This window comes from Rathayibacter sp. AY2B9 (assembly GCF_002931595.1).
In the GTDB taxonomy this organism is placed as follows: Bacteria; Actinomycetota; Actinomycetes; order Actinomycetales; family Microbacteriaceae; genus Rathayibacter.
In genome coordinates this window covers 237,742-251,323 of the sequence record NZ_PSUB01000001.1, presented here as the reverse complement: position 1 = coordinate 251,323, position 13,582 = coordinate 237,742, and the positions used below count along the sequence as shown (strand labels likewise).

Here is a 13,582-nt window from a genome sequence, read left to right as displayed (position 1 = left end):
GATACCGGCGGGCCGCACCGCTCCCGGCGCCCGGCCGTGCCCGTGGGTAGTATGTGTCCCGCTGTCATCGACCCCGACGAATTGGACCACCACGTGCCCCGCGCTTTGATCACCGGAATCACCGGCCAGGACGGCCTCTACCTCGCCGAGCTCCTCCTCTCGAAGGGCTACGAGGTCTTCGGGCTCGTCCGCGGGCAGAACAACCCCAAGTACGAGCTGGTCCGCCGCACCGTGCCCGAGGTGACCCTGCTCACCGGCGACCTCACCGACGTGTCGAGCCTCGTGCGCGTGCTCGCCGCCGCCCAGCCCGACGAGGTCTACAACCTCGGTGCGATCTCGTTCGTCGCCTACTCGTGGGAGAACGCGTCGCTCACCACCGACGTGACCGGCAAGGGCGTGCTCAACATCCTCGAGGCGACCCGCCTCTACGCCGGCTCCGACATGTCGCGCGTGAAGTTCTACCAGGCCTCCTCCTCCGAGATGTTCGGCAAGGTCCAGCAGGTCCCGCAGAGCGAGGAGACGCTGCTCTGGCCGCGCTCGCCCTACGGCGTGGCCAAGGTCTTCGGCCACTACATGACCATCAACTACCGCGAGTCGTACGGCATGCACGCCTCCTCCGGCATCCTCTTCAACCACGAGTCGCCCCGCCGCGGACCGGAGTTCGTCACGCGCAAGATCAGCCTCGCGGTCGCCCGCATCAAGCTCGGCCTCCAGGAGACGCTGGAGCTCGGCAACCTCGACGCGAAGCGCGACTGGGGCTTCGCCGGCGACTACGTCGACGCGATGTGGCGCATGCTGCAGCAGCCCGAGGGCGACGACTACGTGGTCGCGACCGGCGAGACCCACGAGATCCGCGAGTACCTCGACATCGCCTTCAACCACGTCGGCATCGAGGACTGGACCCCGTACGTGACCCAGAACCCCGCGTTCATGCGTCCCGCCGAGGTGGACCTGCTGATCGGCGACCCGGCGAAGGCGCGCGACGTCCTCGGCTGGGAACCGAAGGTCTCGTTCCCCGAGCTCGTGGCGATGATGGTCGAGAACGACCTCGCCGAGCAGTCCGCGCTGATCAAGTAGTCATGCCTGCCGCTCTCGTCACCGGAGCGAGCGGTCAGGACGGGGGCTACCTCGTCGAGCGCCTGCTCGCCGACGGCTGGGAGGTCTCCGCGCTCGTGCGCGGGACCGACGACGCCGCTCTTCCCGCCGCCGTCCGCCCCTTCGAGGGCGACCTCCGCGACGCCTCCGGCCTCGGCCGTATCGTCGCGGAGGCGCAGCCGGACACGGTCTTCCACCTCGCCGGCCTCTCCTCCGTCGCGCTCTCGTGGAAGGAGCCCGTGCTCACGGCCGAAGTGACCGGCACCGCGGTCGCCGCGCTCCTGGAGGGCTCGCTGGCGCTCCAGGAGTCGGCGGGCCGGGAGGTCCGCTTCGTCCAGGCCTCCTCTTCCGAGATCTTCGGGGCCGCGACCGAGAACCCGCAGACCGAGCGGACCCCGATCCGCCCGGTCTCGCCCTACGGAGCCGCGAAGGCGTTCGCGCACCACCTCGTCGCGGTCTACCGCGGCCGCGGGCTGCACGCCTCGTCCGGCATCCTCTACAACCACGAGTCGCCGCGTCGGCCGCTCGGCTTCGTCACCCGCAAGATCACCGCCGGAGTCGCGGCGATCGCGACGGGCGCCGAGTCGGAGCTCTCGCTCGGCAATCTCGACGCGCGCCGCGACTGGGGCTGGGCCCCCGACTACGTGGACGCCCTCGTGCGCGCCTCGCGCGCCGAGGAGGCGGGCGACTACGTCGTGGCGACCGGAGTCGCGCACTCGGTCCGCGACTTCGTCCGTGCCGCCTTCACCGCGGCCGGCATCGACGACTGGGAGCAGCGGGTCACGATCGACCCGCGGTTCGCGCGCCCCGTGGACACCCCCGAGATGCGCGGGGACGCCTCCCGGGCCCGCGAGGTGCTCGGCTGGGCGCCGACCGTCGGCTTCGAGGAGATCGTCGCCCGCATGGTCGAGAACGACCTCGAGCTGGCGCGCCGCTCCCGCTGAGCCGCGCGCACCGCGTGCAGAAGGCCCTCGCTCCTGGAGCGGGGGCCTTCTGCACGCGGTGGATCGAGGACGCCTAGGCGGTCGCGTCCGACTGCTCGGCCCGGGCCCGCTCGTCGACGCCCTCGCCCTCGACGAGGTACGACCAGACGCGGGCGGCGTACTCGTCCCAGGTGCCGCCGTCGATCGCGAGCGCCTCCGCCGAGAGCCGCGCGTGCAGCTCGTCGTCGGTCAGCAGCCGCTCGAGGGCCGCGGCGATGTCGTGGTCGTCGTGCGGATCGACGAACAGCGCGCCGCCCGAGGCGGAGACCTCGTGCATGCTGCCGAATCCGGAGGTCACGACCGGGGTGCCGACCGAGATCGACTCCACGATCGGGAGACCGTAGCCCTCGTTGATCGAGGGGAACACGGTGCACCGGGCCAGGCGGTAGGCGCTCCAGAGCAGCGCGTCGGTGATCTTGGAGAGCGAGCGGACCGGACGGCCCTGGCCCTCGAGGACCTCGAGTCGGTACTCGAACTCGGCGCTGCTCCAGGCGTTGCCGCCGATGAAGACCAGGCTGAAGCGAACGCCCCGGCGCCAGAGCAGCTCGGCGGCCTGGAGCACCGCCAGGTGGTTCTTCCGCGGCTCGTGGCTGCCGACGCAGACGACGAGCGGGAGGTCACCGGTCACCAGCGAGCGCGCGGCGGTGGCCAGCTCCTCGTCCGAGACGCTCTCCGGCTGCGAGGGCAGCAGGATCGGCCGGATGTCCGGCCCCTGCATCCCGACGCTGCCGAGCATGTGGCGCCAGCCGGAGTACTCGGTCGCGGCCGCCTCGGAGATGGTCGCGATGCGGTCCATGTGCGACACGGCGACGAGCGTGCGCGAGAAGGCGGCGCTGATGCCGGTGCTCGCCGTCTCGGCGGTGGTGACCGGCACGCAGTCGAAGCCGATGGTGCCCGTGCGGTTGCCGCTGAACTCGGCGAGGGCGGAGACGCGCGACGTCCGCTCGTCCTCCACGGCGAGCTCGGGCAGGAGGTAGGTGCCCTGCCACGGGACGATCACGCGGGAGCGGTCCTCCGCGGCGTCGGGCACGTCGCCCGAGACGGCGTTCCGGCTCTGCTCCGGGGTGAGCATGACGAGCGACTCGTGGGTCGAGTCCCAGCCGGCGAGCAGGATCTCGTGGTCGCGCGTCCAGCGGACGAGGCTCTGGCGCACCACGCGCTGGATGCCCGTGGCCAGCCCCGTGCGCGCGGTGTGGTGCACGTCGACGACGACCGCGCCGACGACCACCTCGACCTCGGGGTGGTGGAAGCGGGCGAAGACCCGGTTCGAGGCGATGGTGGATGCGGCGTGGGTGAGCAGACCGGCGGTGCCGTCCAGCCGGGCCCGGCGGCGGCCGTCGACGACGTCCTCCCGGCGCGGGAGCGTGCCGCGGAGGACGGCGAGCACCAGCCAGACCTCGCGGTCGGTGGGGGCGGGCAGCAGAACGCTCAGCTGTCCGGTGAGGGCGTCGACGCTGCCCAGCGGCTCCACAGTGGGGGCCAGGGTGCGCACCAGGGTGGCGAGGCGGTCGACCAGGTACTGCTTAGAGCGCACGGGGCGCCTCCTCGTGCTCGATGAGGGCCGAGGGGCCGATCAGGGCGGCCCACAGCTCCCGGGCGTAGTCGTCCCAGGTGCGCTCGGGCCGCTCTGCCGCCTCGAGGCGGAGCTCGTCGACGAGCTCCAGCGACGTCAGCAGGCGGCGCATGCCGTCGGTGATCTCCTCGTCGGACTCCGGGTCGATCAGGACGCATCCGCCGTGCTCGGCGATCTGCGCCGTGCTGCCGTAGCGCGAGGTCAGCACGGGGAGCCCGATCGACAGCGCCTCGGCGACCGGCAGGCCGTACCCCTCGTGCAGCGACGGGAACGCCAGGAACAGCGCCTCCCGGTAGCTCGCGATCAGGACGTCGTCGTCGGCTCCGCGGAGCACCTCGACCGGGCGTCCGGCGGCGACCAGCTCGCGCACGCGGGGATCGAAGACCTGGTGCGCCCAGGGGTTGGCCCCGCCGATGAAGCGGACGCGGAAGCGCAGGCCCTCGCGCCAGAGGACCTCGGCGGCGTGCAGCACCGCGAGATGGTTCTTGCGGGGCTCCTGGCTGCCGACGCAGAGCACGAGCGGCAGGCCGGACGCGCTCCGGCCCTCGGAGCGCAGGCCGTCCGGGAGCTCCACGGGCAGCGGGACCGGGACGACGGTCGGGCCGGTGAGGCCCTGAGCGGGGAGCGCTCGCACGAAGCCCTCGAACTCCAGCGCAGCCGCGGCGCTCACCGTGGCGACGCGCTCGGCGTGCTTGACCACGGAGAGGAAGTTGACGAAGCGCACCGTCTCCTCCGGCGGCACCGTGTCGGCGCTGACGACGGGGATGGCGTCGTGGCCGAGGACGACGACCTCGTTGCCGGAGTACTCGGCGAGGGCCGCGAGCGGCCCGCACTGGTTGTAGTCGGGCACCGAGGGGATGACGACGACGCTGCGGTAGGGCACGACGAACTCGATGCGCTCCGGATCGCCGTGCTCCCAGTCGCGCCGCCCGGCGGAGGACCAGTCGACGACGCGCTCGTGCTCGATCGCGCTCAGGCGCCGGAAGGACATCGATCCGTGAACCCAGGCGACCGGGACGATCTCGTGCTCGGCGTCCCAGCGGGACACGGTCTGGCGCACGACCCGCTGGACGCCGGTGTTGTGACCGTGGCGGGCGGGGAAGTCGACGTCGATCAGGACGGCCCCGGTGACGACCTCGACACGGGCGTCCAGATCGGCGAACCCGGTCGCGGTGCGGGAGCCCGCCTCGAGGAAGATGCGCAGCGCCGCCTCCTCGGGGGCGAGCTCGAGGGCGCGGCGGAACCAGTCGAACAGCTCGCTCGTCGGGTACGCGGCCGTGAACGACACCAGCGCGACCCAGGTCAGCTCGTCGTCCTGGCGCGAGCGGATCTCTCGGGCCACCTCGTCGAGGTACGGGCCGGGCCCGCGGGTGCGCAGCGAGGCGCGGCGCTCCTCGTCGAAGAGGAGCGCGCCGATCTGCTCCAGGCGCTGCAGCATCGCCTCCGTGCGGTGGGCGCGCGCGGCGGCCGAGCCGGCGGCCGAGACCTGCGACCGGTCGCTCATCGCGCCCGACCGGACAGGCGGCGCTTCACGAAGCGCGCGCTGTGGCCGACGGCGCCCGACAGCCCGAGCTGCTCGACGCGGATCTGGAAGGTGCGCACCAGGCGGAGCGGCTTCGTCACCCGCCAGGAGAGGGTGCGCTCGAAGCCGGAGGCGGTCACTCCGCCCACCTGGATCCGCTCGACCCACTCGTCGAAGGGGTCGTTGAGGAGGGAGTCGACCTGCGCGCGCAGGCGGGCGAGCTCCTCGTCCGGGGACTCGGGCTCGGCGAGACGGGGCTCCACCGGAACCCCGGACGTGCGCGCGGGCTCCGCCGGGACGGCGGCGGGAGCGGCGTCGCCGACGGCCGACTCGAGGCTCGGGTCGGGAGCGGGAGGAGCGTCCTCGCCCGTGCCGCCGAGGACGGGGGCGGGGTCCCCAGCGCTCTGCGGCGCCGGGTCCAGGGGGACGTCGGAAGGCTGCGTGGGCATGGCGAACACCTCGTTCGTGTCGTTCAGTCGGCGAGCGGGAGCAAGACTACCCGCCATGCGCCGCGCACCGGCACGCCAGCCAGGGGGCTCCAGGGTGGGCCGCACGTATAATGATGCGGTCCGTCGCCCGGCGGAGGCCGAGAGCTTGGAGTTCCATGCCCAGCAAAGCTGTGGATCGCGCGCGCGCGATCGCCGACGAGCCGTTCCAGATCGCCGGCACCACGTCGGCCGTCGGCGGCGGCTCGGGCGGCTTCGTCGCCTCCCTCGCCGAGATCCTGCGGCACCGCGAGCTGCTCCGCCTGCTCGTGGGGCGCGAGCTGAAGTCGCGCTACAAGGACAGCAGCCTGGGCTTCGTCTGGAGCCTCGTCCGGCCGCTGATCATGCTCCTCATCTACTACGTGGCGATCGGCCAGATCCTCGGGGCCTCTCGCGGCGTCCCGAACTTCGCGATCTTCGTCTTCTCGGGGCTCACCCTCTGGGGCCTGTTCAGCGAGATCGTGACCGCGGGCACCACGTCGATCCTCGGCAACGGCGGACTGATCAAGAAGGTGTACCTGCCGCGGGAGATCTTCCCGGTGGCGGCCATCGGCTCGGCCCTCTTCAACTTCGGTGTGCAGTTCGTCGTCCTGATCGCGGGAGCCGTCCTCACGGGCTCGCTGATCTTCGGCGTCCAGCTCCTCTACATCGTGCCCGCGCTGGCGATCGTGCTCGTGTACGGCCTCGCTCTGGCCCTGGCCCTCTCGGCCCTCAACGTCTACCTCCGCGACGTCCAGTTCCTCGTCGAGGTCGGGCTGCAGATCTTCTTCTGGCTCTCCCCCATCGTCTACGCGTGGAACTTCGTCGTCGCCGCCTCCACCGGAGCGGGCCACGGCTGGGCCGAGCAGCTCTACCTGATCAACCCGATCTCGAACGCGATCCTCGCCTTCCAGCGCGCGATCTGGGGAGACGGCTCGCGCGTCAGCATCATCGACGGCAACGAGATCGCCCCCCAGGTGTGGCCGCCGGACATGGAGCTGCGCCTTCTCATCGTCCTCGTCGTCGGGCTGGTGTTCGTGTGGATCGGCCACCGGATCTTCCGCCGCCTCGAGGGCAACTTCGCCCAGGAGATCTGATCGTGACCCTCACCAGCAAGCAGGAGTCCGTGCCCGCCTCCTCCGGCACCCCGACCGTCGTCCGGGTGCGCAACGCCTCCAAGCGCTTCGTCATCCGCAAGGACAAGTCGTTCAAGGAGCGGATCGTCAACTTCGGCCGCGGGCGCAAGCACCGCGACGAGTTCTGGGCACTCCGCGACGTCGACCTCGAGATCCCACTGGGCTCGACCGTCGGCCTCATCGGCGCGAACGGATCGGGCAAGAGCACGCTCCTCAAGCTCATCGGCGGCATCGTGCAGCCGACGACCGGCACCGTGGAGCGCCGCGGACGCCTCGCCGCGCTCCTCGAGCTCGGAGCGGGCTTCCACCCCGACCTCACCGGGCGCGAGAACGTCTACCTCAACGGCGCGATCCTCGGACTCTCGCGCAGCGAGCTGGACAGCAAGTTCGACTCGATCGTCGACTTCTCCGAGATCGCCGAGTTCATCGACACCCAGGTCAAGTTCTACTCGTCGGGCATGTACGTGCGGCTCGCCTTCGCTATCGCGATCCACACCGATCCCGACCTGCTGCTGGTCGACGAGGTGCTCGCCGTCGGCGACGAGCCGTTCCAGCGCAAGTGCATGGACCGCATCCGCGCCTTCCAGCGCGCGGGGAAGACCATCGTGCTGGTCACCCACTCGCTCGAGCAGGTCGGCGAGCTCTGCGACCGCACCATCGTCCTCGAGAAGGGCACCGTCGTCTTCGACGGCGAGACCTCCGAGGGACTCCAGGTCCTCCGCGAGAGCTTCGAGGACCGTCGGGCCGCCCGCCAGGAGCGCGAGGCCGAGGCCGCCGAGGCCGCGGACGAGCCCGCCCCCCAACTCATCGAGATCCTGGGCTGCCGACTGCGCGGCGGATCGATCGAGCACGGCGGCACGGTCGTCCGCAGCGGCGAGACCCTCGAGTTCGACGTCACGGTGCGCACCAGCCGCCCGGTCGACGACTGGAACATCGGCATGGGCATCGACACTCCCCTCGGCCAGCGCGTCTTCGGGACGAACACCGAGCGCATCGGCACGCCGCTGAGCGCGGTCGACGGAGAGATGACGGTCACGTTCACCCTCCCCGACCTGCACCTCGGCGCCGGCAACTACGCCGTGCACGCCTCCTCGGCCACCTTCTCGCAGGGCGAGACCATGCGGATCCCGGTCGCCGCGACCTTCACGGTCGAGCGGGCCTCCGTGCACGACGGCGTCGTCGACATCGACTCCACCGTCCGCCTCAGCAGGCCGTGACCGCGCGGCGCCGCCGCCTCCTGGTCGACGCGACCGCCCTCGCGGCGCCGCGCCTGACCGGGGTCGGCCGCGTCCTGCTCGGCCTGCTGCACGCGCTGGACACCGACGCGACCGCCGCAGAGGTCGAGGTGCTCCTCGTCGTGCCGGCGAGCGAGGCGGGCTCGATCGAGCGCTTCGGCTTCCGTACGCTGCGCGTCCGACCGGTGCCGCTGCCCCGGCCGGTGTGGAGCGCACTGACCCGAGTGCCCGCGCCGGGGATCGACCTCCTGCTCGGCCGCGGCGCCTACTTCTTCCCGAACTTCCGGAGCTGGCCGCTCGCCCGCTCCCGCTCGCTCACCTTCGTGCACGACGTCTGCTTCGCTGTGATGCCCGAGCTCGTTCCGCGCGAGCGCCGAGAGCTGCTGTCGCGGTCCGTGCCCCGGTGGATCCGGCGCAGCGACCTGGTCCTGACCGGCACCCCGTCCTCCGCGGCCGAGGTCGAGAGCGCTCTGGGCGTCGATCCGGCGCGCGTCCGCGTGCTGCCGACCACGATCGACGCCGACCTCTTCCACGCCCGCGGCGAGGAGGAGGTGGCGCGGGTCCGCGCGGAGCACGGGCTCGGGTCCTACCTGCTCTTCGTCGGATCGATCGAGCGCCGCAAGAACCTCGTCACCCTGGTGGACGCGTACCGGCAGGCCGAGCGGCCGGAGAACCACACCCTGCTCCTGGTCGGCGGGGACGGCTGGGACAACGAGGACGTCCACTCCGCCGTCGCTCGCGCGGTCGCCGCAGGAGCCGACGTGCGCTTCGCCTCCTCCTACGTCGCCGACGAGGATCTGCCGGCTCTGCTCACGGGCGCCGACGCCGTCGCCATGCCCTCCTGGCACGAGGGCTTCGGCCTGCCCGCCCTCGAGGCCGTCGCCTGCGGCACCCCGGTGCTCGCGGCCGACATCCCCGGCCTCCGCGACGCGCTCGCCGGGCGGGAGTCCGCCGCCGTCTTCATCGACCCGGCGGACCGCACCGGGTGGTCGGCCGCGATCGGAGAGGCGCTGCGCCGTCCCCGGCGACTCGCACCGGAGCCCATCCCGGGGTGGGACCGCACCGCCCGGCGCCTGCTCGAGCTGGCCTTCGACGACCGCTGATCAGCGCCGGGTCGTGAACAGCAGCCAGCGCCCGGAGGCGGAGGCGACCTCGGGCTCGACGTCCCCCGTCGCCGCCTCGACGTAGGCCCGCCAGCCGTCGGGGTCGTCGGTATAGCCGGCGGTGTCCACGTAGACGGCGCAGGCGCCGCTGCCCGCCACGGCGTCGGCGAACTCCGCGGGGTCGTCGACGTCGCCCCAGACGTCCCAGCCGTAGGTGCCCTCCACCGCCCCGTAGCTCCAGCGGAGGCGTCCCTCCTCGGTCGCGAGGTAGGGCAGCGCCTCGTCGTAGTCGGAGAGCGCTCCGATCCGCCCGCTGTCGGGGAAGCTCTTCAGGGGGAGCTCCACCACACCGCAGCCGTCGTCCAGCTGCGCGTCGGCCTCCGACACGAACGAGCGCATCTCGGAGTCGTCGGTCGGAGCGATCGGCACCGCGGCCGATACTCCGGCCAGCTGATCGACCACGGCGACGGCGGCGAGCAGCGCCGCCACGAGGATCCGGACACCGCCACGGGCCGTGATCCGATCGAGCAGGAGCGCGAGCACGCCGAGGACGAGGACCGCGATGACGATCGACATCCGCGCCCACGCGCGGATCGTCGGCCCCGCCACCAGCGAGACCACGACGCCCAGGCCCGTCACCGTGTAGAAGAGGAGCGCGGCCAGCGTCGCCACGGCGAGGACGCGCACGCGGGCGTCCGAGAAGAACCGGCCGACCGCGGTCGCACGGAGCGCCCGTCCGCCGCCGAGCGCGGTGATCGGAAGCGCCACGAGCGTGATCAGGAGCGCGACGCTGGCGAGGATCGAGAACCCGGGCGGTTCCGTCGTCGGCGCCACGCCGGACTGGCCCGCATAGGTGTTCAGCAGGCCGTACCCCTGCGGCAGCCCGGTCCCCGACCAGGGCAGGCCCAGCAGCACGAGCTTGCCGGCGTAGGCCTCCGACTCCCCCACGGTCCGCGACGTGAAGTACGGGCTGTAGCGCTCCCCGAAGTCGAGCGAGAGCAGCAGCAGCGAGAGCCCGACGAACACGCCGAGCGCGAGGATCGGCACCGACGAGACTGCGAGCACGCGCAGCCGCTCGCGGGAGAGGAGCCCGGCGGCCGTGCTCACCGCCCAGGTCGCTCCGAGGACCAGGACCGCGAAGACGTAGTAGTAGCCGCCCGTGCTCGCCACCAGGAGCCCGAGCACGACTCCCGGGACGACGGAGCGCAGCACGCGGCTCCTCCGCGTCGCGCCCCGCTCGGCCCAGGCTCGGAGAGGATCGGTGCGCGGTCCGGCGACCATCAGCACCATCACGCCCAGGAGCGGGATCGCCCAGTAGTTGGCGAGGAACGCGTGGCCGAATCCGATCCGGAGGAAGTGGTACGGCAGCAGCGACAGCAGGACCGCGGAGAACGCCGCGACCCAGGGCCGCGTGCGGAGGGCGCGGAAGAACACGTAGCCGGTGACGGCGACCGTCGCGAACGTGCCCAGGTAGAAGACGTTCAGGAGCGTCGTCCCGTCGCGCACCACGAGGGCCAGGACCGACACGGCGAGGGCGGAGGCGACGTCGAACTGCGCGCTGAAGAAGGCGTTGAACCCGTCGGGGAAGCCGAGCGCCGCGTTGCCGTCGAACGGGAACGCCTGCGTGGCGCTGGTGAAGAGCGTGTAGTGCAGGATCTGGTCGTCGCCGCCCACGGTCCAGCGGGCCGTCAGGTCCTGCGGCCCGATCCCGAGCGCGAGCACGGCGGCGACGACCGAGACGAGGGCGGCGACGAGGGCCCATCCGAGCTCGACGAGCGTCCGGCGCCGCCGACTCGCCGTCCGCGGGCCGCGCACGTCAGTAGCCGCGCTCACGGCGCTGCTCCTCCACGCTGGTCTGGACGATCCGGTTCAGCTCGGTCTCGCCGTCGGTGCCCGCGTAGTCGTAGATGTCGAACCCCCCGCAGGCGACGATATCGGAGGGAGCGCCGAGCGTCCCGCGCGCGAGCCCCGCCCAGTCGGGCGAGCGGTCGGCCAGGACGAAGCTGTACTGCCGGTCGCGGTAGTCGCTCAGGTTGTTCATCCACAGCTGCACCGTGAAGTCGAAGTTGACCTGCTGGACGTGCAGCGAGGCCGGCCCGTAGAGGTCCAGCGGCCGCGTTGACCAGAACGAGCCGACGCCCGCGAGCTCGCGGCCGTCGATCCAGCGCTCCAGGCAGTCGGCGTCCGGGTCCGATCGCGCCTCGGCCGCCGCGGAGGCGACCGCCGTTGTGGCCGGCACGGCGGCGACGACGAGGCCTGCGGCGGCCAGCGGAGCGACGACGCGGACGACCGGCGCCAGCCGCGCGCCCGCAGCACGCCGGTGCGCCGCCGCGGCGCCGATCAGGGCGATCACGACCACGGTCGCGGTCACCGGGATCGGCATCAGGTAGCGGCTGACCGAGCTGCCGGTGAAGACCTGCACCACCAGGAGCACCGCCGTCTGCGCCGGCAGGAACGCGCACACCGCGAAGCGCGCACGGGCCGCCTCGTCGAGGGCGGCTCCCCGCGCCAGTCGGGCGGCACCGGCCACGACGACGGCGAGGGCCGCCAGCAGCAGCAGACCCAGCAGCGCCACCTCGAGCTTGCCGATCAGCGGCGCCTTCAGCACCAGGAACTGCACGATCAGGTCGTCCAGTGCCGTCCCGGCGAGCGGCAGCCGGAGGTACCCGCCGGCGTCGGTCCCGATCAGGAAGCCGAGCGGGACCCGCAGCGCGGCCCCGAGCGCGGCGGCCCCGAGGACCGTTCCCGCGACGATCAGCACCGCTCGGGGAGCAGCGAGAGCGAGCACCAGCAGCACGACGAGGACCACCAGCAGGGGGCCGACGAACTGCACGAGGAGGAGCGGATCGGAGAGGGTCGTCGCGGCGACGGCCGCTCCGACCAGGAGCAGCGGACGCGCGGCCGGACGGCGCTCGCGCAGCGCGCCCAGGGCGACGGCGAGCCCGGCGAGGCCTGTGAGCACCGCGCCGTAGTAGTAGGTCGTGAGGAGGAAGGTGGTCGCCAGGGCGCCCTCGTTGTTGAGCGCGCGGCCCTCCGTCAGGCAGAGCACCAGCAGCACGGCGATGCCGGCGAGCGCGGCGGCGGGCCGCAGCCGGCGGTGCCGGTCCGCGACGAGCCGTCGCGCAAGCATCCGGAGCACGCCGTAGAGGAGGACGACGTTGAGCACGGCGTTGACCGCGAGCGCCGCCGCGGGATCGCCACCGGTCAGCAGCCACGCGACGCCGAAGACGGGGAGCTCGGGGAAGAGGAAGAGCTGGCTCGTCATCACCCACGCCGCGGGGCGGCCCTCGGCGAAGGACTGCAGGATCAGCGGCAGCGCCAGCGAGTCGCCGTCGCGGAAGAGCAGCGGCCGCCACGGCGTGCCGACCATGAATCCGAGCACGAGCAGGGTCCCGCTGACGACGACGGCGAGGGCGGCGAGCTCGAGGAGGGCCCTCCGGGTCCGAGGGGATCCCGTCGGACCCGCCGTCACCGGTGCTTCCCGCCGAACCGGATGGCCAGGACGAGCAGGAGGTTCTTCAGGAGGGTGTCGCTCGGGATCTTGGAGTTGCCGACCGTGCGGTCGAGGAAGACGATCGGGATCTCCTTCACTCCGCGGGCCCGGCGCAGCGCCCGGTACTTGAGCACGATCTGGAAGCCGTAGCCGGCTGCGCGGATCGTCTCGAGGTGGAGGGTGCGCAGGAGGTCCGCGCTGAAGAGGTTGAAGCCACCGGTCCAGTCGGTGATCTTCGAGCCGAGGAAGAGGCGCGTGTAGAGGTTGCCGCCACCGCTCAGCAGCTTGCGGTCGAGCGTCCAGTCGGGAGTGCCCCCGCCCGCGATGTAGCGGGAGGCGACCACGAAGTCGGCGCCCGCGCGCACCTCGCGGAGGAAGGCGTCGATGTAGTCCGGGTCGTGCGAGAGGTCGGCGTCCATCTGCAGCAGGTAGTCGTAGCGGCGCTCGGCCGCGAGGAGGTGCTGGAAGGCCCAGATGTACGCCGCGCCGAGCCCCTCCTTCTTCTCGCGCGACAGCACGAGGACCTCGAAGGTGTCGGATCCGAGCTCGGCCGCGAGCTCGCGCGCGCGGTCCGCGGTGCCGTCGGGGGAGCTGTCGTCGATGACGGCGACGGTCACGTGGAAGTCGGGGTTGCGGGACGCCGCGAGCGCGACCCGCGGCAGCGCCGTCGCGATGTTCGCGACTTCGTTGTAGGTGGGGACGACGACGGCGAGGGAGCGCATGAGGCGGGGAGGATCCGTTCTTCCGGTGCACCGGCTGACCGGTGAGAGCCCTGCGAGTATAACGAGGCGGTGCTCGCGAGCCTCCGAGCGCGCCCCGCGGCCCGCCGCCCCGTCCGCGCACTCTCTCAGGAACATGGCACCGGCTGTTCGACCGCCCGGCAGGGGTCCGCGGTTACGATGGACGACAGTGCACGGCGGTTCACCCCTTGTTCGCCTGCCCCGATGGACGCCCGTCGGAGCCCGACGGTCGGGCATC

Annotated in this window: 11 protein-coding genes; 5 read left to right on the top strand and 6 right to left on the bottom strand. The window is 72.3% G+C overall.

Translation table 11 applies throughout. The features are described from left to right. Positions 1 to 93: 93 nt before the first annotated feature. Positions 94 to 1,077, top strand: a complete 984-nt coding sequence (locus C5C25_RS01280; protein WP_104275317.1) for a GDP-mannose 4,6-dehydratase — start codon at positions 94 to 96, stop codon at positions 1,075 to 1,077. Between the two features lie 2 nt (positions 1,078 to 1,079). Continuing rightward, positions 1,080 to 2,039 (top strand): GDP-mannose 4,6-dehydratase, encoded by a 960-nt coding sequence (locus C5C25_RS01275; RefSeq protein WP_104249497.1) that lies wholly within the window; start codon positions 1,080 to 1,082, stop codon positions 2,037 to 2,039. A 73-nt stretch (positions 2,040 to 2,112) separates the two neighbouring features. On the opposite strand, the gene C5C25_RS01270 is transcribed toward C5C25_RS01275, so the two are convergent. Genes C5C25_RS01270 through C5C25_RS01260 form a run of 3 tightly spaced genes read right to left on the bottom strand, consistent with a single transcriptional unit; the run spans position 2,113 to position 5,622 of the window. Further along, a complete protein-coding gene (locus C5C25_RS01270) occupies positions 2,113 to 3,612 on the bottom strand; it encodes a glycosyltransferase family 1 protein (protein ID WP_104249496.1) in 1,500 nt (499 codons plus the stop codon). Beyond that, positions 3,602 to 5,155: a glycosyltransferase gene (locus C5C25_RS01265; RefSeq protein ID WP_104249495.1), complete on the bottom strand. Its 1,554-nt coding sequence runs from the start codon at positions 5,153 to 5,155 to the stop codon at positions 3,602 to 3,604. The genes C5C25_RS01270 and C5C25_RS01265 overlap by 11 nt, the downstream gene beginning before the upstream one ends. Then, positions 5,152 to 5,622, bottom strand: a complete 471-nt coding sequence (locus C5C25_RS01260; protein ID WP_104283350.1) for a hypothetical protein — start codon at positions 5,620 to 5,622, stop codon at positions 5,152 to 5,154. Before C5C25_RS01260 ends, C5C25_RS01265 begins: the two co-directional genes overlap by 4 nt. A 155-nt stretch (positions 5,623 to 5,777) precedes the next feature. Here C5C25_RS01260 and C5C25_RS01255 point away from each other — a divergent pair, with 155 nt between their 5' ends. From C5C25_RS01255 to C5C25_RS01245, 3 genes are read left to right on the top strand one after another with little or no spacing between them, the layout of a single operon-like run. Further along, on the top strand, positions 5,778 to 6,734 hold the full coding sequence (locus C5C25_RS01255; RefSeq protein ID WP_104223153.1) for an ABC transporter permease: 957 nt from the start codon (positions 5,778 to 5,780) through the stop codon (positions 6,732 to 6,734). 2 nt (positions 6,735 to 6,736) lie between these two features. Beyond that, positions 6,737 to 7,990 (top strand): ABC transporter ATP-binding protein, encoded by a 1,254-nt coding sequence (locus tag C5C25_RS01250; protein WP_244229465.1) that lies wholly within the window; start codon positions 6,737 to 6,739, stop codon positions 7,988 to 7,990. Further along, the gene (locus tag C5C25_RS01245; protein ID WP_104249493.1) at positions 7,987 to 9,111 is read left to right on the top strand and encodes a glycosyltransferase family 1 protein; all 1,125 of its coding nucleotides are present in this window, start codon (positions 7,987 to 7,989) and stop codon (positions 9,109 to 9,111) included. The genes C5C25_RS01250 and C5C25_RS01245 overlap by 4 nt, the downstream gene beginning before the upstream one ends. Here C5C25_RS01245 and C5C25_RS01240 read toward each other — a convergent pair whose 3' ends face one another. From C5C25_RS01240 to C5C25_RS01230, 3 genes are read right to left on the bottom strand one after another with little or no spacing between them, the layout of a single operon-like run. Then, positions 9,112 to 10,944, bottom strand: a complete 1,833-nt coding sequence (locus C5C25_RS01240; RefSeq protein WP_146079405.1) for a hypothetical protein — start codon at positions 10,942 to 10,944, stop codon at positions 9,112 to 9,114. It abuts the gene before it with no gap. Further along, the gene (locus C5C25_RS01235) at positions 10,928 to 12,583 is read right to left on the bottom strand and encodes a hypothetical protein (RefSeq protein WP_104223156.1); all 1,656 of its coding nucleotides are present in this window, start codon (positions 12,581 to 12,583) and stop codon (positions 10,928 to 10,930) included. Before C5C25_RS01235 ends, C5C25_RS01240 begins: the two co-directional genes overlap by 17 nt. Continuing rightward, positions 12,580 to 13,326, bottom strand: coding sequence for a polyprenol monophosphomannose synthase (locus tag C5C25_RS01230; protein WP_104223157.1), 747 nt, complete (start codon positions 13,324 to 13,326; stop codon positions 12,580 to 12,582). The genes C5C25_RS01235 and C5C25_RS01230 overlap by 4 nt, the downstream gene beginning before the upstream one ends. Positions 13,327 to 13,582 lie beyond the last annotated feature (256 nt).

What these genes read in the sequence shown, in the direction of transcription:
- C5C25_RS01260 (WP_104283350.1), bottom strand. Translation starts at nt 5,622, where the DNA reads ATGCCCACGCAGCCTTCCGACGTCCCCCTGGACCCGGCGCCGCAGAGC.
- C5C25_RS01230 (WP_104223157.1), bottom strand. Translation starts at nt 13,326, where the DNA reads ATGCGCTCCCTCGCCGTCGTCGTCCCCACCTACAACGAAGTCGCGAAC.
- C5C25_RS01275 (WP_104249497.1), top strand. Translation starts at nt 1,080, where the DNA reads ATGCCTGCCGCTCTCGTCACCGGAGCGAGCGGTCAGGACGGGGGCTAC.
- C5C25_RS01265 (WP_104249495.1), bottom strand. Translation starts at nt 5,155, where the DNA reads ATGAGCGACCGGTCGCAGGTCTCGGCCGCCGGCTCGGCCGCCGCGCGC.
- C5C25_RS01255 (WP_104223153.1), top strand. Translation starts at nt 5,778, where the DNA reads ATGCCCAGCAAAGCTGTGGATCGCGCGCGCGCGATCGCCGACGAGCCG.